Origin of the sequence: Prevotella koreensis (genome assembly GCF_003977605.1) — a bacterium.
GTDB lineage: Bacteria > Bacteroidota > Bacteroidia > Bacteroidales > Bacteroidaceae > Prevotella > Prevotella koreensis.
This window is the reverse complement of the sequence record NZ_RYYU01000001.1, coordinates 1,754,806-1,780,264: the sequence shown is the minus strand read 5'-3', so window position 1 is coordinate 1,780,264 and position 25,459 is coordinate 1,754,806. Positions and strand designations below refer to the sequence as shown.

Genomic DNA, 25,459 nt, shown 5'->3' with positions numbered 1-25,459 from the left:
CCATGCTGCATTACCACATAGGAAATCACTTCCTATCAATGCTAAAATTGCCTAAACTTCTGCTCTTCTTAAATCCTGAACATATAATTTATGGGTGCAAAGTTACTGATTTTTTTGCATTTACGGAATTTTTAAGTAAATATTTTGTATTTTTGCGCATATTTTTTCTGATTATGAACATAGGAATATTCTGCAGTGCTAACAACAATATCGAAAAGACTTATTTCGATATGACGCGCGAATTGGGTGAATGGATAGGCAAAAACGGGCACGAAGTGGTGTTCGGCGGTTGCGACATGGGACTTATGGAACACATAGCGCGTGCCTGTCACGATGCCGGGGGACGGAACATCGGTGTAATCCCATCAATAATAGAGGAGAATGGACATGTGAGCAGGTACGTCGATGTGGCGATACACTGCGACAATCTGAGCGACAGAAAGGACTTGCTGCTGGCTCACAGCGATGTAATCGTGGCTCTGCCCGGCGGTATCGGTACGCTCGACGAGGTGTTTACGGTTGCCGCAGCGGGCACAATAGGCTACCACGGCAAACAGGTAATACTATACAACATGAATGGTTTCTGGGACAAACTCGTGGAATGTCTCGATGATTTGCAACAGAAAGGAATGATAAGAGGCTGTTACGGCAAGCAAATAAAAACCGTTAGCAGTCTTGAAGAACTTGTAACGGTTATCAACTCCTTATAAATCGGGGGTTACGGACAGACGGTATGATGTATTACATTCATTGATTGTTGCTGAACAAATCAGGATTTCCCTGCTTTTGTTCCTCGTCGGTCTCAAGGTACTCGCGCTCCTCGAAATGCAGAAGAGAGGCTATAAAGGACGATGGCCAACTGCGCACTTTACGGTTCATCATCGTTACGGTGTCGTTATATACCATACGACTGAAGCGTACATTTTCCTCATACTCTTTCACACTTTCCTGCATATTGCTGAAGAGTCCCGATGCTTTAAGTTCGGGATAAGCCTCTCTGACCACCATTAAGCGACTCATCACTTCGGCCAACCCTGCCTGTTGGTTGTTGATATTCTTTGCCGTGGGCATCATACCACCCTCTTGTCGGCGTGCCTGAATGGTCTGTATTATTGTGTCTCCTTCGTGTTTGGCATACGTGGACACGGTCTTGGCGAGCGAAAGGAGTGCATCCCAACGGCTGTTCAGTTGTACCTTTATCGTGCTGAGCGAGTTTTTGCATTTCTCGTCCATATCGACCAACTGACGTTGCATATAAAAAACATAACCTATCGCAGCCAATATCATGGCAATAACAATAAGCACCAAGAAACTAATTATCATTAGGAAAATTAAAGTCATAAATTAATCAAGTTTTCTATGTTAAATAATAAAGTTTAAAAGTTTGGCATTCATGAACCTGTTGGCAAAGATAATAACTTTATGCGGAACTGCAAAATTAAACTGAGAAAAACTTATTGTCGCGATTAATCGATCTATAATATTTGCGAACCCGAAGTTTGAAATGATTAATGAAAGTGGCAAAATGCTCTTTTCTCAGTTTCTTTTTATCCGAAAAATCCGACACATGGGTACATAAAACGGATTACGGGAATTATAAAACATGATGTTTTTTTAGCCAAAATGTTTATTTATTAGGACATAACACGCGCTGATAGGCGAGCCGTTCGGCACCGTCAAGAAGATAGATTATGCCACAATAGAGGAAACCATTCGACTTTAAAGCCTGCCGCATTATGGTGTTTTGACGGTGGGTGTCCACGCGTATGTTATTAGTGCGGCACGAACACCAGTCGAGTATGGTTCTCATGATGCCGTGAACGGACGGCACAGAGGCGGCACGATGTATCACATGATAAGGCGTGACGCTGTCTATCCATCGGCCTTCATAAATCTCACGATAGGTAATATCAGGCCCTTCAACAAAGGCGAAAGTGGCGATTGCAACGCCATTTTCGATGACGAGATAACTATTACCGTTTTCGATGTCTTGCATTATGACCTCTTCTTTCGGGTATCCGTCGGCCCATTGCTCAATGTTTCCCATCGCACGCATCTTCTGCCTGCCACATTCTATCAGTTGCATTATGCGTGGCAGTTCGTGCTCTTCGGCCTTTCGTATGTGTCTGTCGCTTCCCATAGTTGCAAATTTAGCAATTTATTCTGATGTTGCAAGAGTCTGTTTGAGAAAAATTTCGTTATATGTTACGAGCAAAAATATATGGGTTCCCGTGATGAGAACCCATATATTATATATGTCTGAATATCCAAGTATTCGATTAATCCTTGAACTTGGCACAGATGAACTCGCGGTTCAGGCGTGCGATGTTGGATATTGACTCGTTCTTCGGGCACTCTGCCTCGCATGCGCGAGTGTTTGTGCAGTTTCCGAATCCGAGTTCTTCCATCTTCATAACCATTGCCTTGGCACGCTTTGCAGCCTCCGGACGACCCTGTGGGAGCAGTGCAAGTTGGCTGACCTTTGAACTCACGAAGAGCATAGCAGAACCATTCTTACATGCTGCAACACAGCAACCGCAACCGATACAACTTGCAGCATCCATTGCTTCATCAGCATCGGGCTTCGGAATGAGTATTGCGTTAGCATCCTGAGCCTGTCCTGTGCGGATAGTGGTATATCCACCCGCAGCGATTATCTTGTCGAAAGCGGTGCGATCTACCATACAGTCCTTGATAACAGGGAATGCAGCAGAACGCCAAGGTTCTACCCAAATGTCCTGTCCATCCTCGAAACGGCGCATGTAGAGTTGGCAAGTGGTTGCACCAACGCCCGGTCCGTGTGGGTGACCATTAATATATAGCGAGCACATACCGCAAATACCCTCGCGGCAGTCGTGGTCGAACACGAACGGTTCTTTACCTTCGCTGATGAGTTCCTCGTTGAGAATATCGAGCATTTCGAGGAAAGAGGTGTCATCCGGAATATCCTTCATTTGACGGGTATCAAAGTGCCCTTCCTCTTTTGGACCGTTCTGACGCCAGAAATGTAAAGTGAATGAAATATTTTTTGCCATGATATTAATTCTTGTAATTACGTGTTTGTACCTTTATCGCTTCATACTCCAGAGGCTCTTTCACCAACTCGGGAGCGGTGGTGTCGTCGCCTTTGTATTCCCAACAACCAACGTAGAAGAAGTTTTCATCGTCGCGTTTTGCCTCACCTTCCTCTGTCTGATACTCCTCACGGAAGTGACCGCCACACGACTCGTTACGGTGGAGTGCATCGTAAGCCACGAGCTGACCCATCAAGATGAAGTCGCGCAGGTGGATTGCCTTGTCAAGTTCCACGTTGAGTCCTTCTTTACTGCCCGGCACGAAGAGGTTGGTGTCAAACTCTTTCTTAAGTTTCTTCATAAGTTCGATACCTTCTTTCAGACCCTCGGCGGTGCGTCCCATACCTACGTGTTCCCACATAATGTGACCCAATTCCTTATGTAATGAATCTACAGAACGCTTGCCCTGAATACCCATCAGACGGTCGATTTCTTTCTGTACGGCATTCTCTGCCTCTTCAAACTCCTTAAGGTCGGTTGATACTCGAGGCCAGATTTCCTGATTTGAAAGGTAATTCTGTATGGTATAAGGCAGCACGAAGTAACCGTCTGCAAGTCCTTGCATAAGAGCAGATGCACCAAGACGGTTGGCACCATGGTCAGAGAAGTTACACTCGCCGATAGCGAACAAACCGTCGATTGTGGTCTGAAGTTCATAGTCAACCCATATACCACCCATAGTATAGTGGATAGCAGGGAATATCATCATCGGGTTATAGTACTTAACGCCGTTTATTTCGTTTGCCATTTCACCCGGATTAACGTCGGTGATTTCCTCATACATATCGAAGAGGTTGCCATAACGCTGGAGAACCACATCGATACCGAGACGTTCGATAGACTCGGAGAAGTCGAGGAATACGGCAAGACCTGTATTGTTTACGCCGAAGCCCTTGTCGCAACGCTCCTTTGCTGCGCGGCTCGCAACGTCACGAGGCACGAGGTTTCCGAATGCTGGATAACGACGCTCCAAATAATAGTCGCGGTCTTCCTCCGGAATATCCGAGCCTTTCTTTGTGCCGGCCTGCAATGCCTTGGCATCTTCAATCTTCTTCGGAACCCAGATGCGTCCGTCATTACGCAGCGACTCGGACATCAATGTCAGTTTAGACTGCTTGTCACCATGCACCGGAATACATGTTGGGTGTATCTGAACATAAGAAGGATTAGCAAAGTATGCTCCCTTACGATAGCACTGAACGGCTGCCGTACAGTTACAACCCATAGCGTTTGTAGAGAGGAAGTAAGCATTGCCATATCCACCGGTAGCAATTACAACGGCATTGGCAGAGAATCGTTCCAGTTTTCCTGTTACGAGGTTCTTTGCAATAATACCGCGTGCTTTGCCGTCAACGATAACCACATCTTCCATCTCGTAGCGAGTGTAGAGTTTCACCTTGTTGGCATTAACCTGACACATCAGAGAAGAATAGGCACCGAGCAACAACTGCTGACCTGTCTGTCCCTTTGCATAGAAGGTACGACTCACCTGCGCTCCACCGAAAGAACGGTTGGCAAGCATGCCGCCATATTCGCGTGCGAAAGGTACTCCCTGAGCCACACACTGGTCAATGATACTGTTTGAAACCTCTGCCAAACGATACACATTTGCCTCACGAGCACGGTAGTCGCCACCTTTCACGGTGTCATAGAACAGACGATAGATCGAGTCTCCGTCGTTCTGATAGTTCTTTGCTGCGTTAATACCGCCCTGTGCCGCGATAGAGTGAGCGCGACGCGGAGAGTCCTGAATACAGAAATTAAGCACATTGAAGCCCATCTCACCAAGAGAAGCGGCTGCACTGGCACCGGCCAAACCCGTACCTACGACGATAACATCGAGTTTAAGTTTGTTCTTTGGGTTTACAAGGCGCTGGTGTGCTTTATAATTAGTCCATTTCTCGGCAACTGAGCCTTCTGGAATCCTTGAATTTAATGTCTTTGTCATAATGTAATCTACGATTTTCGAATTTACAATCTACAATAGTTCATAATCTTCACGCCGGCATATTATCAGCACATTCCGCAGCAAAGGCTCGGAGCAACACCGAAAGCAAAGGCGAGAACAACAATCAGGAACGCTAGCATGAGGACGGTAGTATATACAATACCGATAACCTTCCAGCGATTGAACCATACCCTACCGTTGATACCGAGGGTCTGCATGGCACTCCAGAAACCGTGAGAGAGATGAAACCAGATAGCAATAAGCCAGATAACATAGAGCACAACATAAACAGGATTCTTGAAAGTCTCCTTAATCCAACCGAAACCATCGGTAGGACCGGGAACTGTGTGCATGCCTACTATCTCGGCAAACATCATGTTGTACCAGAAGTTGAAGAGGTGAAGGAGCAAGCCCAAACCAATGATGATACCCAAAACGAGCATGTTCTGAGAAGCCCAAGACACCTCACTTCTGCGTGCTGTCTCGTGATAACGCTCAGGACCGCGAGCACGGCGGTTCTGCATAGTCAACCAGAAAGCATAGAAAATGTGAAGCAATGCCAAACCGGCCAGACCACAGGTGGCGGCTACGGCATACCAATTGGAACCCAACAGTTCGCAGATAGTGTTATAAGCCGCTCCGGAAAAGAGAGCCACAACATTCATTGCACCGTGGAAAGTCAAGAATAGGATAAGGGAGACGCCCGTGACAGACATGACAACCTTCCTTCCAATAGATGAATTAGTTAACCACATAAATGATTGATTTTGAATTATTTAATATTAAAATTATTTTAGATTCAAATTTAACTTACACACTTATAATAGCGTTTTTTAACAGCCCAATACCTTGTTTTAGGTATCGCAAGGCTCGTTTTAGGCTGCAAATATACCATAAATTAATGATATTTCAAACATTTAACAGAGAAAAATGAAAAAATAAATAAATACTCATACCTAATCGACATTATCTTTATGTTTCTATCTACCATGTCGGTATGAAGAATTTAAGAAGAAGCATGGTTGGATTACCACTTCCCCACCCCGATATTTACTATATAGCGAAAAAAATATAACCGTTTACCATTCGTTAACACTTTCGTCTGAATTGTTCAAAAAATGAGAATAAAATGCTTATTTACAAAACTTTTAGTAATTTTGCACGGCATAAGGCTTAAGCAAATATGATTTTAAGATATGATGTTATTGTCATAGGCGGTGGGCACGCCGGCTGTGAGGCGGCGTGTGCAAGTGCTAATATGGGAGCGAAGACGTGCCTCGTGACAATGGAGATGAACAACATTGCACAGATGAGTTGCAACCCCGCAGTAGGCGGGATTGCGAAAGGACAGATTGTGCGAGAAATTGACGCTTTGGGTGGACAGATGGGACGCGTGACCGATGCCACCGCAATACAATTCCGCATGCTGAACCGTTCTAAAGGGCCGGCAATGTGGAGCCCGCGTGCACAATGCGATCGAGGGAAATTCATCTGGCAGTGGAGAACAATCCTTGACAATACCCCTAACCTTGACATTTGGCAAGACCAGGCAGACGAACTGATTGTCGAAGAAATCAAAAGAAACCATGCTCAAATTCAATCGGAATCATCGGTAAGCACCACCCTACCCACCAAAAGAGTTATAGGGGTGCGCACAATATGGGGAGTGGAACTGCAAGCAAAAGCGGTAATAATCACCGCAGGCACTTTCCTCAACGGATTAATGCACATTGGAAACAAGATGGTGGCAGGAGGTAGGATTGCAGAGCCTGCAGTGGAACGTTTCACCGAGAGTATAACGCGCCACGGAATAACATCGGCACGCATGAAAACCGGCACGCCGGTGCGTATAGATAGCCGTTCGGTACACTTTGAGGACACGGAAATGCAACCCGGAGAAACCGACTTCCATAAGTTTTCTTACATGGGCGAAGCGCGACAACTACCACAACTGCCATGCTGGACATTCTCCACAAACGCCGCAGTGAACGAGGTGTTGCGACGCGGACTGAAAGAGTCACCATTATATAATGGACAGATAAACAGCATCGGACCACGCTACTGTCCTTCAATAGAGACAAAACTGATGACATTCCCTGACCGCGAGAGTCATCCGCTTTTCCTCGAACCGGAGGGCACAGACACCAACGAGATGTATCTCAACGGATTCTCTTCGAGCATGCCGATAGAACTACAGATAGAGGCTTTGAAGCAGATTCCGGCACTGAGAGACGTAAAAGTGTATCGTCCGGGATATGCAATAGAATACGACTTCTTCGACCCCACACAACTGAAACACTCGTTGGAATCGAAAAAAATAGAAGGTTTATTCTTCGCCGGACAGGTAAACGGTACTACCGGATATGAGGAAGCGGCAGGACAAGGACTTGTTGCCGGCGCGAATGCTGCACTGCTTGCAGGTTCTGACAAGAGCATTTCGGCAGAAAACAGCCAATTCATCATGCACCGAGACGAATCTTATATCGGCGTGCTTATCGATGACTTGGTGACAAAAGGGGTTGATGAACCGTATCGCATGTTCACGTCAAGAGCAGAATATCGCATACTTCTCAGACAAGATGATGCCGATGCACGACTGACAAAGCGGGCATACGAATTAGGAATAGCAAAACGCGACCGTATGGAATGGTGGGAAGAAAAGAGCCGTCACATCGAACATATAATAGAAATATGTAAGAACACATCGCTGAAACCAAAAGAAACAGAAAGTGCTCTCGAATCATTCGACACCACTCCACTGCGCACCGGTTGCAAGGCAATAGAACTTTTAGGACGACCACAACTCGACATAAATAAACTCGCAACAATCATCCCTGCATTACAAGAGGCCCTCGAAGCTCCCGAAAACCGAAAAGAGGAGATTGCAGAGGCCGCAGAAGTAAGAATGAAATATGCCGGATATATCGAGCGCGAACGAGAGGTGGCCGACAAGATGCACAGACTTGAGAATATCAGAATAAAAGGAAAGTTCGACTACATGTCAATGAACCATATTTCAATAGAGGCTCGGCAGAAACTCTCAAGCATCGACCCGGAAACCCTCGCACAAGCATCGCGCATACCGGGGGTTTCGCCCAGCGACATTAACGTGCTGCTTGTGCTGATGGGAAGGTAATGGGGTTGAGCGATGAGCGTTGAGCGATGAGTGTTGAGTGTTGAGCGATGTGGAAAGATATATAATGTTTCACGTGAAACAAAGAGGCTGCAAACAATTAAATATCAATAATATATAAGATTATTTATGAACAACAAATTATTAATGGACAACCTGCGGTGCATTCCCGATTTCCCTGTTAAGGGTGTGAATTTTCGCGATGTCACCACACTGTTTAAGAGTCCTGAATGTCTGAAAGAGATGGTAGAAGAAATGTACGAACTCTACAAAGACAAGGGAATAACAAAAGTTGTAGGTATCGAAAGTCGCGGATTCGTACTGGCATCTGCCCTTGCACTGCGTCTCGGTGCGGGTGTGATACTGTGTCGTAAGCCCGGCAAACTACCCACAGAGACAATCCAAGAGAGTTACGAAAAGGAATATGGCACCGATACCATTGAGATTCACAAGGACGCTATCACACCGGACGATGTGGTATTGCTCCACGACGACCTTCTCGCAACAGGTGGAACCATGAAGGCATCATGCAATCTCGTGAAGAAATTTCATCCGAAAAAGGTATATGCAAACTTCATCATAGAACTCGTTAACGAGGGTTTCGAGGGTCGCAACATCTTTGACAAGGATATCGAAGTAAGTACTCTTATACAAGTTTAGTACCTGCAAATCATGTCTATGGTTGCGTAAAAGCGACAGAAACAAGATATGTTCCACGTGAAACGAGCGCAAAACATCTGATGAAGAAAGAAGAAAACGAAGCCAGATTGGCTCATCTCAAAAGCATAGTGTCATCCCTCCCTTCTCAGCCTGGTAGTTACCAGTATTACGACAGGGAGGGAACAGTTATCTATGTAGGTAAAGCCAAGAATCTGAAAAATCGCGTTTCGTCTTATTTCCACAAAGAAGTAGATCGTTTCAAGACAAAAGTACTCGTGAGCAAGATATGGAACATCACCTACACCGTAGTGAATACAGAGGAAGATGCCCTGCTGCTTGAGAACTCCCTGATAAAGAAATACCAACCGAAATATAACATTCTGCTGAAAGACGGGAAGACTTATCCGAGCATCTGTATCACAAAAGAACTGTTTCCAAGAATATTTTCCACACGAAACATTAATAAGAAATGGGGGCAGTACTACGGACCATATTCAAGTATCAGCACCATGTACGGCCTGCTTGACATCATCAAGGAACTGTGTCGCCCCCGCACTTGTCGCTTCCCTATCACACACGAGGGAATAAGAGAAGGAAAATACAAGCCTTGTCTCGAATATCATATACACAACTGCGCGGCGCCATGCGTGGGAAAACAGACCTACGAAGACTATAATCAAAACATTCTTCAGGCACACGAAATACTGAAAGGGAATACGCGAGAGGTTCAGAAACTGATATACGAAAAGATGATGCAGGCCGCAGAAGAACTGCGTTTTGAGGAAGCAGAAACACTGAAACGCCGATACTCTTTGCTTGAAAAATTCGCTGCAAAGAGCGAGGTGGTGAGCCACAGCATTACCAACGTCGATGTATTCACCTTAACAAACGATGAGACAAAGGCGTATATCAACTATATGCACGTGACTAATGGTGCTATAAATCAAGCCCTTACATTCGAGTTCAAGAAGAAACTCGATGAGAGCGAAGACGACATTCTTACCACCGGAATAATGCAGATACGCGAACAGGTGGGCAGTGATGCAACCGAGATAATATTGCCTTTCAAGCCAGAAACACAAATACCTAATGCCACTATTACCGTGCCACAGCGCGGCGAAAAGAAGCACCTGTTGGAACTGTCGGCAATGAACGGAAAACAGTATCGTTTCGACCGATTGAAACGTGCAGAAAAACTGAACCCCGAACAGAAACAGACACGACTCATGAAGGAACTGCAGAAGGCTCTCGGAATGCAGAAAATGCCATATCATATAGAGTGCTTCGACAACTCAAACATTTCCGGAACCGATGCCGTGGCAGGTTGCGTGGTATTCAAAGGAATGAAACCAAGCAAGAAAGATTACCGGAAATATAACATCAAAAGCGTAGAAGGACCGGACGACTACGCCTCAATGAAAGAGGTTGTGCGTCGCCGATACAGTCGCATGATAGAAGAAGAACAACCACTACCCGACCTCATCGTCACAGACGGAGGTAAGGGACAGATGGAGGTGGTGAGACAGGTGGTGGAGGACGAACTGAACCTTGCAATACCAATAGCAGGCCTTGCAAAAGACAATCGCCATAGAACCAACGAACTGCTCTACGGTTTCCCACCGGCCACCATTGGCATGAAACCCGACTCGGAATTGTTCCACATCCTCACACGGATACAAGACGAAGTGCACCGCTATGCCATAACATTCCACCGCGACAAACGCTCAAAACATGCACTACATTCGGAACTCGACAACATACATGGCATAGGATCGAAAACAAAAGATATTCTGATAAAGAAACTTAAAAGCGTCAAGCAAATAAAATCCGCTGATTTACAGATACTTACAGATATTATCGGACAAAAGAAAGCCAATATCATATATGTACATTTTCATAAGCAATAGTTCGTATAATACTCTATAAATCAACATTTTATACTAAACAAGCAATCAAAGGATGAAATAATAAAAAGCAAAATGGGCGAAATTACCTTGCAATTTGGGCTAATTTGCAGTGATATTCAGAATCTTCGGGAAAGAGAAAAGAGAGAAAAGACAATCTAAAAATTGCACAATCAGATAAAAAGCAGTAACTTTGCACTATGAGAATAGTTATACAGAGGGTCAGTCGTGCGAGCGTTACCATTGACGGTAACATTAAGTCTGCTATCGGGAAGGGTTATCTGATACTTGTCGGCGTGGAAGAAACCGACTCCGAGGCCGATGCGGAATGGTTGGTGAAGAAAATCATCGGACTGCGTGTTTTCGACGATGAAAACGGCGTAATGAACCTCAACATCGGTCAGATTGGCGGAGACATACTCGTTGTAAGCCAATTTACGCTATTTGCAAGCGTCAAGAAAGGCAATCGTCCGTCATGGCTTAGAGCAGCCCGCCACGAGATTTCCGTGCCCTTATACGAGTTCTTTTGCCGCCGATTAGAGGAAGAAACCGGCAAGAGAGTGGGTACCGGCGAGTTCGGCGCCGACATGAAAGTGGAACTTGTGAACGATGGACCGGTAACTATTTGCATGGACACGAAGAAAAATGAATGAGGAAACAATAGTCCTTCGAGGGCATTTTCCCTGCTTTCAAACGTGTTTCACACGCATTATACAAACATCATACGCATGGAATATAAGGAACAAGAAACGCAGCATATTGCCGATTTTATTGACGGTAAGAACATGTCTCTCACTCTTGACCAAGTGCAAGCAGCAGTAGATGAGTGGATTAAGAAATATGGCGTGCGCTATTTTTCAGAACTTACCAATATGGCTTGTCTTACCGAAGAAGTGGGAGAATTGGCACGTGTTATGGCGAGACGATATGGCGACCAGAGTTTCAAAGAGGGCGAGAAACCTAATCTCGGCGAAGAAATGGCCGACGTGTTGTGGGTATTGGTGTGTCTTGCAAACCAGACCGGGGTTGACCTTAATGATGAGTTGAGAAAGAGTTTCATCAAAAAGACAGCCCGCGACAATATGCGTCACAGACAAAATCCGAAACTGAAAGAACAATAATTTATTAAATATACAGACAATGAACCAGGAAAATAAGTATGAGCAGGCACTGGCAAAGTATAACTGCAACATCAGTGATGCTGAGGTAAAAGAAGCGGTAAAGAAGATTATCGAAGAGAAGGTACATGAGAATGACACACTTGAGGTGAAGAAATTCCTCTTTGGAAGTATCGAACTGACAACACTTAAAACCACCGACTCGGAGGAGAGTGTTATGGCATTTACCGAGAGAGTGAACAAATTCGACGAGGAATATGTTGATATGCCGCACGTTGCGACAATTTGTGTATATCCATGTTTTGCCAAGACAGTGGCTGAAACACTTGAGGTGGAAGGCGTTGAGGTTGCTTGCGTGAGCGGCAGTTTCCCCTCTTCACAGGCTCGTATCGAGGTGAAAGTGGCAGAGACGGCACTCGCAATAAAGGACGGTGCAACCGAGATAGATATGGTTATGTCGGTTGGTAAGTTCCTCTCCGGCGACTATGAGGGCGTTTGCGACGATATACAGGAGATGAAGAGTGCCTGCAACGGCCACGACCTGAAGGTTATCCTCGAAACCGGAGACATCGTTACGGCATCCAATATCAAGAAAGCATCTATTCTGTCGATGTATGCAGGTGCAGACTACATCAAGACTTCCACCGGCAAGGAGAAGATTTCTGCCACTCCCGAGGCTGCTTACGTGATGTGTCAGGCAATAAAAGAATACTACGAAGAGACAGGCATCCAGATTGGTTTCAAGCCTGCAGGGGGCATCAACACCGTCATGGACGCTATGACTTACTATACCATAGTGAAGGAAGTGCTTGGAGAGAAATGGCTCACAAACAAGTGGTTCCGTCTCGGTACAAGCCGTCTTGCCAACCTTCTGCTTAGCGAAATAGAAGGACGAGAGGTTAAGTTCTTCTAATTTAATGAGGATTTTAACTCAAACATATATAAAAGCCATTTTATATTTGTTTGGGTTTAATGGAGTTTGGACAACACACCTGTTTATTATGATAATAAATCGTGATGCTATCAGCAAAGGTGTTGTCCAAACTCCTAAATCTTTTTAATAATAAAATCATTAAGAAATCCCCACACATCGCCAAATAAATCAAGGAAAAAAACATAAGGGATTCACCTTCGTCAAGCGTCAATCTTCTCAAAAGACCACCCTGTATTCGCACTGATTCTCCCTACCGTATCATCGCTCCCAATAGCGATAAGAACAAACAAGGCGAAGGTAAGCATTGTGAGAAACAGTTTCAGCGAACTCGTACGTCGCCGCCCTACCCTATTCACATTCTTAAATCCAAGCCTGTCAACAACATAAACATACGCACACCCTACCAAAATAGCGAGTATATAAGCAAAGACATCGTTAGGATCGTAGGTACCATGCATAATACCCAAGCCCTGCATAAACTCATGAGAGATTGATATTAAAGGCATTACAAGAATAAACATCCAACAGTCTTTTATCTTGAAATTCCATATACAGCCGATTATTATAGAGTAGGCAAACAACCAAACACCATCAGGAAGATTATAAAGCACCCACGAATAAAGAATTGAAGGGTCGCGTTTCATGTTCTCCAACATATCGAGAACACCGATATACTTAAAGAAATGGAACATCTTCAGTGTGTCCGGACGAAAATAAACATACATCATTCCACAGACAGACACACACAGGAAGGCTATAACAATGGTTATAGTCTTAAATAGGCTAACTTTTCTCTTCGCTGTCATCTTGTATTATTGTGATGCACAAAGATAGGCATTTTTTGTAAAACAACAACGCGAGAGATACTAAAATTCTACGTTTTTGCTATTTATTGCGCTGCACAATGAAGTCGATATATGCCGTCAGCGCGTTCTTTATATCCTCTTGTTGCACATTACGGTTAATGAATTGCTGCGCCAGACTGCGGAAATGTTCCATCTTCTGCTCCGCATACTCCATGCCTCCGTTTTCCTTTGTGAAGGCCACCAAAGTGGCGATTTCATCGGTTGTAACGGTGCGTTGTTTCACTTTTCTTGCCAATTCGAGCATCTCGGCATTACCGGTGGAATTGAGAGCATAAATCACCGGCAACGTAAGTTTACCCTCCGCCATATCATTTCCTGTCGGCTTACCAATCTCCGCAGAGTCGTAATAGTCGAAAATATCGTCCCTTATCTGGAATGCAAGACCTATGTTGCGGCCAAAATCTCTCACTTCGGCTATCTCTTCCTCTCCCATTCCTGCCGAAAGCGCACCCATTTCGCAACAAGACTCGAACAGTGCGGCCGTTTTCTGCATAATCACCTGATAATAAACCTCTTCAGATATTTCATTATTATCAATATTAATCAACTGCAACACCTCTCCGGCAGATAATGTCTGACCGAGTCGTGCGAGGTTTCGTATGATGAGTTCGTTGTTTGTTTCCGATACCCTAAGCAGTGCCGACGAGAGTATAAAGTCGCCCACAAGCACCGCCACCTTATTGTTATATGTTGCATTCACCGATGCCTGACCGCGACGCTCGTTGCTTTCATCCACCACATCATCATGAACAAGACTCGCTGTGTGCAGCAATTCCAGTCCGACGGCAGCATTTTGAGTCACTGCATTCACTCCACCGTAATTCTTGGCAATGAGCAATATAAGCATCGGACGCATGCGTTTGCCACCACGCTGACGTATGTGGTCAAGCACGTTCTGCAACAGTTCATAGTCATGCTCCAATGTAGAATTGAACAATTCTACAAAGACATCAAGTTCGTTACTGATAGGTTGTTTTATGATTGACAAGAAGTCCATAAATATTAAATTTGCGACAAAATTAGTGTTTTTATCGCATTTATGGAAAAGTTTTTGTAATTTTGAACTTAAAATAAGTAGATTTATGGAGAAATTGTTTCTTTTAGACGCATACGCACTTATCTATCGGGCATATTACGCCTTTATTAAAAATCCGAGAATCAACTCAAAAGGCCTCAACACATCAGCCATATTAGGCTTTTGCAACACCCTTCACGAGGTGATTGAAAAGGAAAAACCGACACATCTTGGCGTGGCATTCGACCCTCACGGACCAACATTCCGTTCAGAAACATTCCCGGAATACAAGGCACAACGCGAGGCAACACCGGAGGATATACGTGCTTCGGTTCCTATCATAAAGAACATTCTCACCGCAATGAACATCCCCATACTCGAAGCAGAAGGCTTTGAGGCAGACGACGTAATAGGCACATTGGCACTGAAAAGCGGAGAAGCAGGTATAAAAACATATATGCTCACACCCGACAAGGATTACGGTCAACTTGTTAGCAACAATGTCTTCATGTACCGTCCGCGACATGGCGGAGGCTATGAGGTGATGGACTCTGAGGCCGTCTGCAACAAATACGGCATCACTACCCCACTCCAAGTCATAGACTTATTAGCACTAATGGGCGACAGTGCCGATAACTTCCCCGGCTGTCCGGGTGTCGGTGAGAAGACTGCGGTGAAACTAATCGCCCAGTTCGGCAATGTCGAGGAATTGCTGCAACGAACAAACGAACTGAAAGGGGCATTAAAACAAAAAGTAGAGTCGGCCGTTGATGACATACGGATGTCGAAGTTCCTCGCAACGATACGTACCGATGTCCCAATCGCTTTGGATTTGGAAAAACTGAAAACCGTGGAGCCTGACGAAACCGCTCTGTGCAAAATTTTCGACGAACTGGAATTTCGCAGCCTTTCAAAGAAGTTTTTGAAAGACCAAATAAAACCGAAAAAAAATAACATTATACAGCAAGATTTATTCGGCTTTTTCACGGACGAAACTACGGGAACAGAAAAAATATCGCAGAAATCGCAGTTAAATTCCGTTAAAACAGATTACCAACTCATTGAAGATGAGGATAAAGCACGCGAAATTTGTGATTTTTTATTAACACACAAGATATTAAGTTTAGACACAGAAACCACATCTACCAACGCCATTGTGGCCGAATTGGTGGGTTTGAGTTTCTCTGTCGAGCCAAACAAGGCATTTTACGTTGCGATACCTGACGACAGAGAAAAGGCTCAAAGACTCGTTGATATTTTCAAACCTCTATACGAAAATCCCGACATACTGAAGATAGGACAGAACATAAAGTACGACCTTGAGGTGCTGGCCGGTTATGGTGTCACCCTCGCCGGTGATATGTGGGACACCATGATTGCCCATTATCTCATTCAACCGGAACTGCGTCATAACATGGACTACATGGCAGAGGTCTATCTTAACTATAAAACGATACACATAGACGAACTCATCGGGCCGAAAGGCAAGAACCAACGCTCTATGCGTTCACTGCCTCCGAAAGACGTTTATTTATATGCCTGCGAAGATGCCGACATCACATTGCAGTTGAAGAACGTGCTTGAACCGAAACTGAAGGAGGCCGGCGTTGACAAACTTTTCCATGAAATAGAGATGCCTTTGGTAAGGGTGCTCGCCGACATGGAAATCAATGGCGTGAGAATAGATACCGACTCACTCGCCGAAACATCACTGGCTTTCTCTAAAAGAATGCACGAACTAGAACAGAAAATATACGCCTTGGCGGGCGAAGAATTCAATATCGCTTCGCCGAAGCAGGTGGGCGATATCTTGTTCAGCAAGATGAAGATAGTGGAAAAACCAAAGAAGACAAAGACCGGACAGTTCGTCACCGGCGAAGAGGTGTTGCAAACGCTGAGACACAAACATGAAATAGTGGATAATATCCTGCAACACAGAGGTTTGAAGAAACTCCTCGGCACTTATATCGACGCTCTTCCTAAGTTGATAAACAAGAAAACCGGACACATACATACGTCTTTCAATCAGACTATTACAGCCACCGGACGACTCTCATCGTCAGAACCTAACCTGCAGAATATCCCGGTGCGTGGCGAGGACGGAAAGGAAATCCGCAAGGCTTTCATTCCCGACCCGGGCTGTCTGTTCTTCTCTGCCGACTACAGTCAGATAGAACTGCGCGTAATGGCACATCTGTCGGGCGACCAGAACATGATAAACGTGTTCAAAGAGGGTAAAGACCTGCACACAGCAACAGCAGCAACGATATACAAAAAGGAAATAGGCGATGTGACACGCGACGAGCGAACGAAGTCGAAACGTGCTAATTTCGGCATCATCTACGGCATCACGGTATTCGGACTTGCCGAGCGATTGGAGATAGAACGCGGAGAGGCGAAAATGCTCATAGACGGATTTTTCGAGACATTCCCACAGGTTCACGACTACATGGAACAATCGAAACAAATGGCACGCGAGAACGGATATGCCGAGACAGTGTTCCATCGGCGACGCTATCTTTCCGACATCAACTCACAGAATGCTGTGGTGCGCAATTTTGCCGAGCGCAATGCCATAAACGCTCCGATACAAGGCTCTGCCGCAGACATTATAAAGGTTGCCATGATACGCATTTACAGGCGTTTCCAAGAACTCGGACTGAAGAGCAAAATGATTCTTCAGGTGCACGACGAACTCAACTTCAACGTCTTTCCGGAGGAGAAAGAAACGGTAGAAAAAATCGTTCTTGAGGAGATGCAAAATGCTTATCAACTCCGTGTTCCCCTCATTGCCGACTGCGGTTGGGGAGAAAACTGGTTGGAGGCGCACTGATATAAACTACCCCCTTCCCTGCATCGGGAAGGGGGTTATTTTTATTTCAACTCCCCTACTCCTTTATTATACTTGTCGTACAAGGCTTTCATGTTGTTATAGAAGAGGTTACGCTTTGCTCGTTCGGTTGCGTTCAGCATACTGTCGGGCACGTGAATGGGATATATTCTGAAGTTTTTATGCCCCGAAATTGCAGGCCTTGACACCCATACAAAACTGTAACCGCAGTCTTCGAGAGTGACCACCCTACCCCGTTTTTTGAAATCCAAACGTACCATTGCACCACCATCAGTGTTCGTCTTCGCCATATTGCTGACATAGTTTCCAAGCGAATAAGCCACCAAGTTACCACCTCGTTTCTCCTTGTTGAGCAATTCCATCGGTTGCAACACATGAGGATGTGCGCCAATGACATGGTCAACGCCTTTTCTCAACAGCCATGCCGCGATGTCACGCTGCTGCTGATTGGGTTGCAACACATATTCTATACCCCAGTGAGGCATTGCTATTATGATGTCCGGATTCATCGACTTTGCTTTCTTTATGTCGCGTGCTATCTCTGTGGTATCCATATAGTTAACCACATTAGGAGCCTGCACTTTCAGTCCGTTTGTGCCGTATGTGAAGTTCAGAAGCACCACCCTGAATCCGTTTTTCTCTACAAGCAACGGATAATCCTTATCCCTTGCAGCCTTATTCTTATATGTTCCGAGATGCGGAACACCGGCCTTGTTCATCATGTCAATGGTGCGCTCCAATCCTTTCTGCCGCGAATCAAGACAATGGTTGTTGGCTGTGAGCAACACATCGAACCCCGCATCTATTGTTGCTGCCAGGTATTCATCGGGCGCAGAGAAGCATGGATAACCCTTGTATGGCTGTCCGCCGAGAGTCACTTCAAAATTGGCTATGGCCAAATCGGCACTGCTCACCTCCTCTTTTACATATCTGAAAGTTTCTTCATAACTGTATGTACCGTTGCCGTTGCTTGCCGCATTTATCTGTCCTTGGTGCTGCATGAGGTCACCTGCCACAAGTATCGAAAGGGTATATTCCGCCGAGTCTTCATCGGGAGTCTGCCCATTCATGGCGTTCGGACGTGCATTGGTGGTACAGGCACATGCCATTATGAGCATCGCCCCGAACAATGTAGTGGATAAAAATTTCTTCATTATAATAATTGTTTTTATAGTTTTGCGGCCGTAAAATTACAAAAAAGAAACGTAACAGTCATTATTTCGTATAAAAAATTTTGCCATTTCCCTTTTTTAAGGTACTTTTGCAACATTGTCACTATCATTTGCGATACATTCGCAACAATAAAAACAGACAAGACATATTAGCAAAAACAAAACTATTCACACAATGAAAAAAACACTTGCAACAGCATTCGCACTTGCCATTGCCGCACTATCGTTCGCCGATGTATCACCGGTTTCGCACCCAAAGATTGGCACCACCGCTCAATCTACCGATGGAGCACTGACAATGACACTGATAGCAAAGAAACAAAACTATGGCGGCGGAGCAGACATACGCGACACCGACATAAACAGTCCGAAGTCAATCAACATCCATCCTGACGGCTCAAAGTACTACGTCAACTCGCTTGAGGGCTGTACAACAATAAGTTACGATTTCCGCACACACAAGAAACTGGCTGTGATAAACCATAATTTCAAGGACGGACGCGACGATCATCTGTGGTCGAAACCATCGGGACTATACCCGTGGAGGCATTACCATCACAACGTGAACACATTCTCGGGAAAACCGGTGGAAAGCACTTTCAGCCACAATGGACGCTACCTCTGGGTGCCTTACTACCGCCGTACTTTCGACATCAATGCCCAAGATCCGTCGGCAGTGGCAGTTATAGACACCAAAACAGACAAGGTGGTGCGACTCATGGAAACCGGTCCGCTGCCAAAAATGGTAAGCACATCGCCCGATGGCAAGATTGTGGCCATTTCACACTGGGGAAACAACACCATCGGACTTATCGACATATCGTCTGAAAAGCCTGAAGAGTGGCATCATAAGATGGTGCTCGTGGTTGACAAACAACTCGAACTCAACTATCCGCTGAACCGTGCCGTTGACCGTGACAGTGGCAGCGGATATGCCCTTCGCGGCACGGTATTCACTCCGGACAACCGATATCTCATCGTGGGTTGCATGGGGGGCGGAGGAGGCATCGCCGTAATCGACATACAGCAGCAGAAATATCTCGGCAGGGTACTTGGCATGATGAGCAATGTGAGGCATCTTGTAATCTCGAACGGATACCTCTATCTCAGCATCAACGGTGGTGGAATGGTGCAGCGAATGCCACTGAAAGATTTCATGGCAGTGGCAAAAAGCATGGACGGAACAACAAAGAAAACCGCCACGGCAAGCAACTGGGAAAATTGCAAGGTTGGTACCGGTGCACGCACCATAAGCATCTCGCCCGACGGACGATATATCTTCGCTGCTTGTAATAATGTAAGTCAGGTGTATGTGGTTGATACCAAGACGATGAAAACCATCTGTCAGATAGCCGTTGACAGTTATCCCGTAGGACTCGACCTCTCTTCCGATGGCCGTTATGTCTTCGTGACATCGCAAGGTCGCAGCAACCGCGGAGGAAATGCGGTGAATATCTACGAAGTGGAATACAAGAACCCGCCCACCGCGCGCTTCTGTCCGGCATGCGGAGCAACGCGAAACAACGACATGAAAAAGTGTCCGGAATGCGGACTACAATACGAAGGGATGACCGTTATGAACGATTCGACAGACTCTCCCAACTCTCCATTTGACCCTGAAAAGGGACTCTTCGGTGGAGGTTTGGCAAAATGCCTTTCAACCACAAATACACTATACTATGCCGGAGGAGCACTTGTTGCAGTGCTCGCCGGCACATTTTTCTTTGTACGCTCACGCCGAAAGAAATAACATCCGCCAACATTCCGCCCACACGCAACTCTCCCCTATCCACGCAAAGGCACACTTTCCGCACACACATCGCAACATCGTAGAGAGTAATTTCGCCCAATTTGTTCACCAATTTCGCCCAAATTGCAGAGCAAAATCGCCCAATTTACTTTCCAATTTCGCCTGTTTTGCTCTCCACATCATCACAAAATGCAATAAAGACAAATAAAAAACATAGCGCATAAAGAGAAAAAACGGAAAACGAAAACCGTCCGGAATGAAAAAACGACTTATCTTTTGGCATTCTCAAAGGAAAAAAGTATCTTTGCATGTTACAAAAAAGCAAAGACAATGGCTACCAAAAAGGAAGAGTTGACACCGATGATGAAGCAGTTCTTCTCGTTCAAAGCGAAGCATCCTGACGCACTACTACTGTTCCGATGCGGCGATTTCTACGAGACATACTGCGATGATGCCATAGCATCAAGCAAGATTCTTGGCATCACACTCACCAGACGCAACAACGGTGCAAGCGAAAAACCACCCATCGAAATGGCAGGATTTCCGCACCATGCACTTGACACCTATCTGCCGAAACTTATCAGAGCGGGTAGGAGAGTGGCCATTTGCGACCAACTGGAAGACCCGAAACTCACAAAGAAACTTGTCAAGCGAGGCATTACAGAACTCGTCACGCCGGGCGTGGCAATGAGCGATAACGTGCTGAATTACAAGGAAAACAACTTCCTTGCATCGGTACATTTCGGCAAAGGCAGTTGCGGTGTAGCATTCCTCGACATCTCTACGGGAGAATTTCTCACCGGAGAGGGAACACCGGACTATGTAGAGAAATTGCTCGGAAACTTCCAACCGAAAGAGGTTCTGTATGAACGTGGGCGCAAGAATGATTTCGAACGTGCTTTCGGTTCTAAGTTTTTCACTTTTGAAATGGAAGACTGGGTGTTCACAGAACAGACCGCACGACAGAAACTGCTGCGCCACTTCGAGGTGAAAAACCTGAAAGGCTTCGGCGTGGACAATATGCACAACGGTATCACGGCAAGCGGAGCGATACTGCAATACCTTGAGATGACACAGCACACGCAGATTGGTCATGTAACATCTTTGGCACGCATTGACGAAGAGAGGTATGTAAGGCTCGACAAATTTACCATACGTTCGCTCGAACTGCTGCATCCGATGCAGGATGACGGAGCAAGTCTGATGGACGTTATCGACCGCACCGTGTCGCCGATGGGGGCACGACTGCTGAAGCGATGGACAGTGTTCCCACTGAAAGAGGAACGTGCCATCAACGAACGATTAGACATAGTGGAATATTTCTTCCGCCAACCGGAATTCCGCATGCTCGTAGATGAGAAGTTCCATAGCGTTGGCGACCTCGAACGCATCATATCAAAGGTGGCCGCAGGGCGTGTCACTCCGCGCGAGGTGGTGCAACTGAAAGTGGCTCTGCAAGCACTGCAACCGGTGAAGGCTGCGTGCATGCAGGCGGAGAACGAGGCTCTAAGAAGGGTAGGGGAACAACTCAACCTGTGCGAAGAATTGCGCGACCGCATAGGGCGCGAAATAGAAAACGACCCTCCGCAAATGATAAACAAAGGCGGAGTGGTGAGAAACGGTGTGAACAGCGAACTCGACGAACTGCGCAAAATAGCTTACAGCGGAAAAGACTATCTGCTGAAAATACAGGAGCGAGAGACCCAAGAGACCGGCATTTCGTCGCTGAAGATAGGCTATAACAACGTCTTCGGATATTATCTTGAGGTAAGAAACACATACAAAGACAAAGTTCCGCAGAGTTGGGTACGCAAGCAGACACTCGCCCAAGCAGAGCGATACATCACTCAGGAACTCAAAGAGTATGAGGAAAAAATACTTGGGGCAGAAGACAAGATACTGTCACTTGAGGCACGGATATTCGGTGAATTGGTGGCTTCGATGCAGGAAGACATACCCGCGATACAGATAAATGCCAACCTCATAGCGCGTCTCGACTGCCTTCTGTCGTTCGCAAAGGCCGCCGAGGAGCATCGCTACGTGCGACCGGTAATCGACCAAAGCGACGTGCTGGAGATAAGTCAGGGGCGACATGCCGTAATAGAGACGCAACTGCCTTTAGGCGAAACATACGTGCCGAACGACATCTTTCTCGACACCGAGAAGCAGCAGATAATAATAATAACAGGTCCCAACATGGCCGGAAAGTCTGCCTTGCTGCGCCAGACCGCACTCATAGTGCTGATGGCTCAGATAGGTTGTTTCGTGCCGGCAGAGAGTGCCCGCATCGGTATGGTGGACAAAATATTCACCAGAGTGGGTGCGTCTGATAATATATCTCTCGGCGAATCTACATTCATGGTGGAGATGACGGAGGCCTCAAACATACTAAATAACGTCACCCCACGCTCGCTTGTGCTATTCGATGAACTGGGACGCGGCACGTCAACCTACGACGGTATCAGCATCGCGTGGGCCATAGTGGAATACCTGCACGAACATAAGAAAGCACAGGCACGCACACTCTTCGCCACCCATTATCACGAACTGAACGAAATGGAGAAGAACTTCAGTAGGATAAAGAATTACAACGTGTCGGTGAAAGAGGTTGACAACAAAGTTATTTTCATGCGTAAACTGCAGCGTGGAGGCTCTGAACACTCTTTCGGTATTCATGTGGCGCAGATTGCCGGAATGCCTAAGAGCATCGTGAAGCGTGCCAACAGCATACTGAAACAGTTGGAGAATGACAACAGTGGGGTAGGGACGGTAGGCAAACCGTCGGCAGAACAACTCAACAAAAGCCGCGACGGTTTCCAACTTTCGTTCTTCCAACTCGACGACCCGGTGCTTTCGCAGGTGCGCGACGAAATTCTCAACATCGATGTAAACAACCTCACACCACTCGAAGCACTGAATAAACTCAACGAGATAAAGAAGATTGTGAAAGGCAAATAAGGGCTTTACCGGCCGCTTATAATAAAAAGAACACGGATAATGTCATGCCGGCATTATCCGTGTTCTTTATTTTTAAATTCATTTCAGTTCTTTACTACCTTGAAACTGCGCCAGATACAGAAGATACCGATTATCACGAACGGTATGCTCAGTTGCTGTCCGAGGTTAAGGGTCATGGTCGCTTCTTTCGCCACTTGTATGTCTTTGGTGTATTCAACAAAGAAACGGAAAGTGAAGATCAGCGTCAGGCACAGTCCGAAGAAGAACCCGGTGCCCACACGTCCGGGATATTTGCGATAGAAATACCAGCCGATGGGGAAGAACAAGGCGTATGCTATGGCCTCGTAGAGTTGTCCCGGGTGGCGCGGACTCATATCAACACGCTCGAAAATAAATGCCCAAGGCACGTCTGTCACCTTGCCTATTATCTCTGAATTTACAAGATTTCCGAGTCGTATGAAGCACGCAGTGATGGGCGTTACTATGGCAATGTTGTCAAGTATCTGCCATATACCAAGACCTTCTTTGCGCACTCTGAGCCAGTAAATGAAAAGCGCCAAGGTCAGTCCTATGGTGCCTCCGTGACTTGCAAGTCCCTCATATCCTATGTATTTCCAACTGCCATCGGCCATAAATCGGATAGGTACGAAAATCTCTAATACGTGTTCCGGCGAACTAAGCCAATATTCCCGCTCGTAGAAAAGGCAATGGCCGAGTCGCGCACCAATCAATATTCCGAAGAAACAATATATGAGAAGCGGGTCGAAGAGTCCTTCTTTCACCTTCTGTTCCTTATACAGTTTCTTCACGAGGAAGTATGCAAGAGCCACTCCCACGAGCCAACACATAGAATACCAGCGCACCGCCAAGCCTCCGATACGGAAAATCTCGGAATCGGGATTCCATGTTATGTAACCTAAAATATCTGTCATAAGTCTTTATACATTAAATCTGAAGTGCATTATATCACCGTCCTGCACCACATATTCTTTTCCTTCTATTCCCATTTTTCCGGCCTCACGCACCGCCGATTCAGAGCCATATTTGATATAGTCGTCATACTTTATCACCTCTGCACGAATGAAACCCTTCTCGAAGTCGGTGTGTATCACTCCGGCACACTGCGGTGCTTTCCATCCCTTATGGTATGTCCATGCCTTCACTTCCATTTCTCCTGCGGTTATGAATGTTTCAAGATTCAGCAGGGCATACGCTTTCTTGATGAGTCGATTGACACCACTCTCCGTCAGTCCCAGTTCTTCAAGGAACATCTGTTTGTCCTCGTAGGTCTCCAACGAAGCAATGTCTTCCTCGGTCTTCGCCGCAATCACCATCGCCTCGGCATCTTCCTGACGCGCTATTTCCTCCACCTTCTTACTGTATTCGTTGCCTTCCTTGGCCGAAGCCTCATCAACATTGCATACGTAGAGCACCGGTTTTGCGGTGAGCAAGAACAGGTCGTGCGCCGCTTTTTGTTCCTCCTTGCTGTCGAAAGTCACCGTGCGGGCGTTCTTACCCTGCTCCAACACCTCCTTATAAGCCAGAAGAACGGTCATCAACACCTTTGCATCCTTATTGCCTGCGGCGGCTGTTTTCTGTGTCTTTGCCAGTTGTCCCTCTATTGTTTCGAGGTCTTTCAGTTGCAGTTCGGTATCTATTATCTCCTTGTCTTGCACCGGATTCACTGCCGCTCCGCCCTCTCTCACGATATTATCATCATTGAAGCATCGCAGCACATGTATTATAGCGTCGGTCTCACGGATATTTCCGAGGAACTTATTTCCCAGTCCTTCACCTTTAGATGCTCCTTTCACGAGTCCTGCTATATCCACAATCTCACACGTGGCAGGCACTATACGCCCCGGGTTAACAATCTCCGCGAGGCGTGTAAGCCGCTCGTCGGGCACTGTTATCACACCCACGTTAGGTTCTATTGTGCAAAAGGGGAAGTTTGCCGCCTGTGCCTTCGCACTCGACAGACAGTTAAAAAGCGTTGACTTGCCCACATTAGGCAGTCCTACAATACCACATTTCAATGCCATCTTATTATCTTTCTGTTTTTTGTCTATTTCTTAA

General features: G+C 46.0%; 20 protein-coding genes. 10 read left to right on the top strand and 10 right to left on the bottom strand.

The window, feature by feature from the left end; all coding sequences use genetic code 11:
* Positions 1-173: 173 nt before the first annotated feature.
* Positions 174-710 carry an LOG family protein gene (locus EHV08_RS07575; RefSeq protein ID WP_126678739.1) on the top strand — a complete coding sequence of 179 codons (537 nt, stop codon included), beginning with the start codon at positions 174-176 and terminating at the stop codon, positions 708-710.
* 37 nt (positions 711-747) lie between these two features.
* Here the strand turns inward: EHV08_RS07575 and EHV08_RS07570 are convergent, their stop codons facing one another.
* From EHV08_RS07570 to EHV08_RS07550, 5 genes are all read right to left on the bottom strand, one after another.
* Positions 748-1,341 (bottom strand): LemA family protein, encoded by a 594-nt coding sequence (locus EHV08_RS07570; protein WP_126678738.1) that lies wholly within the window; start codon positions 1,339-1,341, stop codon positions 748-750.
* A gap of 286 nt (positions 1,342-1,627) precedes the next feature.
* Positions 1,628-2,140 (bottom strand): N-acetyltransferase, encoded by a 513-nt coding sequence (locus tag EHV08_RS07565; protein ID WP_126678737.1) that lies wholly within the window; start codon positions 2,138-2,140, stop codon positions 1,628-1,630.
* A 139-nt stretch (positions 2,141-2,279) separates the two neighbouring features.
* Positions 2,280-3,035 carry a succinate dehydrogenase/fumarate reductase iron-sulfur subunit gene (locus EHV08_RS07560; protein WP_126678736.1) on the bottom strand — a complete coding sequence of 252 codons (756 nt, stop codon included), beginning with the start codon at positions 3,033-3,035 and terminating at the stop codon, positions 2,280-2,282.
* Between the two features lie 4 nt (positions 3,036-3,039).
* Positions 3,040-5,022, bottom strand: coding sequence for a fumarate reductase/succinate dehydrogenase flavoprotein subunit (locus EHV08_RS07555; protein WP_126678735.1), 1,983 nt, complete (start codon positions 5,020-5,022; stop codon positions 3,040-3,042).
* 65 nt (positions 5,023-5,087) lie between these two features.
* Positions 5,088-5,777, bottom strand: coding sequence for a succinate dehydrogenase/fumarate reductase cytochrome b subunit (locus tag EHV08_RS07550; protein WP_126678734.1), 690 nt, complete (start codon positions 5,775-5,777; stop codon positions 5,088-5,090).
* A 428-nt stretch (positions 5,778-6,205) separates the two neighbouring features.
* Here EHV08_RS07550 and mnmG point away from each other — a divergent pair, with 428 nt between their 5' ends.
* The 6 genes from mnmG to deoC all read left to right on the top strand — a co-directional run bounded on the left by mnmG (position 6,206) and on the right by deoC (position 12,750).
* Positions 6,206-8,158 (top strand): tRNA uridine-5-carboxymethylaminomethyl(34) synthesis enzyme MnmG, encoded by a 1,953-nt coding sequence (mnmG, locus tag EHV08_RS07545; RefSeq protein WP_126678733.1) that lies wholly within the window; start codon positions 6,206-6,208, stop codon positions 8,156-8,158.
* Positions 8,159-8,284: 126 nt separating this feature from the next.
* The gene (locus EHV08_RS07540) at positions 8,285-8,815 is read left to right on the top strand and encodes an adenine phosphoribosyltransferase (RefSeq protein WP_126678732.1); all 531 of its coding nucleotides are present in this window, start codon (positions 8,285-8,287) and stop codon (positions 8,813-8,815) included.
* A gap of 80 nt (positions 8,816-8,895) precedes the next feature.
* Positions 8,896-10,722 (top strand): excinuclease ABC subunit UvrC, encoded by a 1,827-nt coding sequence (gene uvrC / locus EHV08_RS07535; protein WP_126678731.1) that lies wholly within the window; start codon positions 8,896-8,898, stop codon positions 10,720-10,722.
* A 197-nt stretch (positions 10,723-10,919) separates the two neighbouring features.
* A complete protein-coding gene (gene dtd, locus EHV08_RS07530; RefSeq protein WP_126678730.1) occupies positions 10,920-11,372 on the top strand; it encodes a D-aminoacyl-tRNA deacylase in 453 nt (150 codons plus the stop codon).
* Positions 11,373-11,504: 132 nt separating this feature from the next.
* Positions 11,505-11,840 carry a nucleotide pyrophosphohydrolase gene (locus tag EHV08_RS07525; RefSeq protein WP_126679453.1) on the top strand — a complete coding sequence of 112 codons (336 nt, stop codon included), beginning with the start codon at positions 11,505-11,507 and terminating at the stop codon, positions 11,838-11,840.
* 19 nt (positions 11,841-11,859) lie between these two features.
* Entirely contained in the window at positions 11,860-12,750 is an 891-nt protein-coding gene (gene deoC / locus EHV08_RS07520; protein WP_126678729.1) for a deoxyribose-phosphate aldolase, read from the top strand.
* Between the two features lie 221 nt (positions 12,751-12,971).
* Here deoC and EHV08_RS07515 read toward each other — a convergent pair whose 3' ends face one another.
* Entirely contained in the window at positions 12,972-13,577 is a 606-nt protein-coding gene (locus EHV08_RS07515) for a hypothetical protein (protein WP_126678728.1), read from the bottom strand.
* A gap of 79 nt (positions 13,578-13,656) precedes the next feature.
* On the bottom strand, positions 13,657-14,634 hold the full coding sequence (locus EHV08_RS07510; RefSeq protein WP_126678727.1) for a polyprenyl synthetase family protein: 978 nt from the start codon (positions 14,632-14,634) through the stop codon (positions 13,657-13,659).
* A gap of 85 nt (positions 14,635-14,719) precedes the next feature.
* On the opposite strand from EHV08_RS07510, the gene polA reads away from it, so the two are divergent.
* Positions 14,720-17,485: a DNA polymerase I gene (gene polA, locus EHV08_RS07505; protein WP_126678726.1), complete on the top strand. Its 2,766-nt coding sequence runs from the start codon at positions 14,720-14,722 to the stop codon at positions 17,483-17,485.
* 41 nt (positions 17,486-17,526) lie between these two features.
* On the opposite strand, the gene EHV08_RS07500 is transcribed toward polA, so the two are convergent.
* Complete coding sequence (locus tag EHV08_RS07500) at positions 17,527-18,657, bottom strand: CapA family protein (RefSeq protein ID WP_126678725.1); 1,131 nt, start codon at positions 18,655-18,657, stop codon at positions 17,527-17,529.
* A 193-nt stretch (positions 18,658-18,850) separates the two neighbouring features.
* Between EHV08_RS07500 and EHV08_RS07495 the strand changes: the two genes are divergently transcribed.
* Both EHV08_RS07495 and mutS read left to right on the top strand, forming a co-directional pair.
* On the top strand, positions 18,851-20,425 hold the full coding sequence (locus EHV08_RS07495; RefSeq protein ID WP_126678724.1) for a beta-propeller fold lactonase family protein: 1,575 nt from the start codon (positions 18,851-18,853) through the stop codon (positions 20,423-20,425).
* A 330-nt stretch (positions 20,426-20,755) separates the two neighbouring features.
* Complete coding sequence (gene mutS, locus EHV08_RS07490; RefSeq protein WP_126678723.1) at positions 20,756-23,383, top strand: DNA mismatch repair protein MutS; 2,628 nt, start codon at positions 20,756-20,758, stop codon at positions 23,381-23,383.
* A gap of 83 nt (positions 23,384-23,466) precedes the next feature.
* Here mutS and lgt read toward each other — a convergent pair whose 3' ends face one another.
* Positions 23,467-24,315, bottom strand: coding sequence for a prolipoprotein diacylglyceryl transferase (gene lgt, locus EHV08_RS07485; RefSeq protein ID WP_126678722.1), 849 nt, complete (start codon positions 24,313-24,315; stop codon positions 23,467-23,469).
* Positions 24,316-24,321: 6 nt separating this feature from the next.
* Positions 24,322-25,425 carry a redox-regulated ATPase YchF gene (gene ychF / locus EHV08_RS07480; protein ID WP_126678721.1) on the bottom strand — a complete coding sequence of 368 codons (1,104 nt, stop codon included), beginning with the start codon at positions 25,423-25,425 and terminating at the stop codon, positions 24,322-24,324.
* Positions 25,426-25,459: the final 34 nt, after the last annotated feature.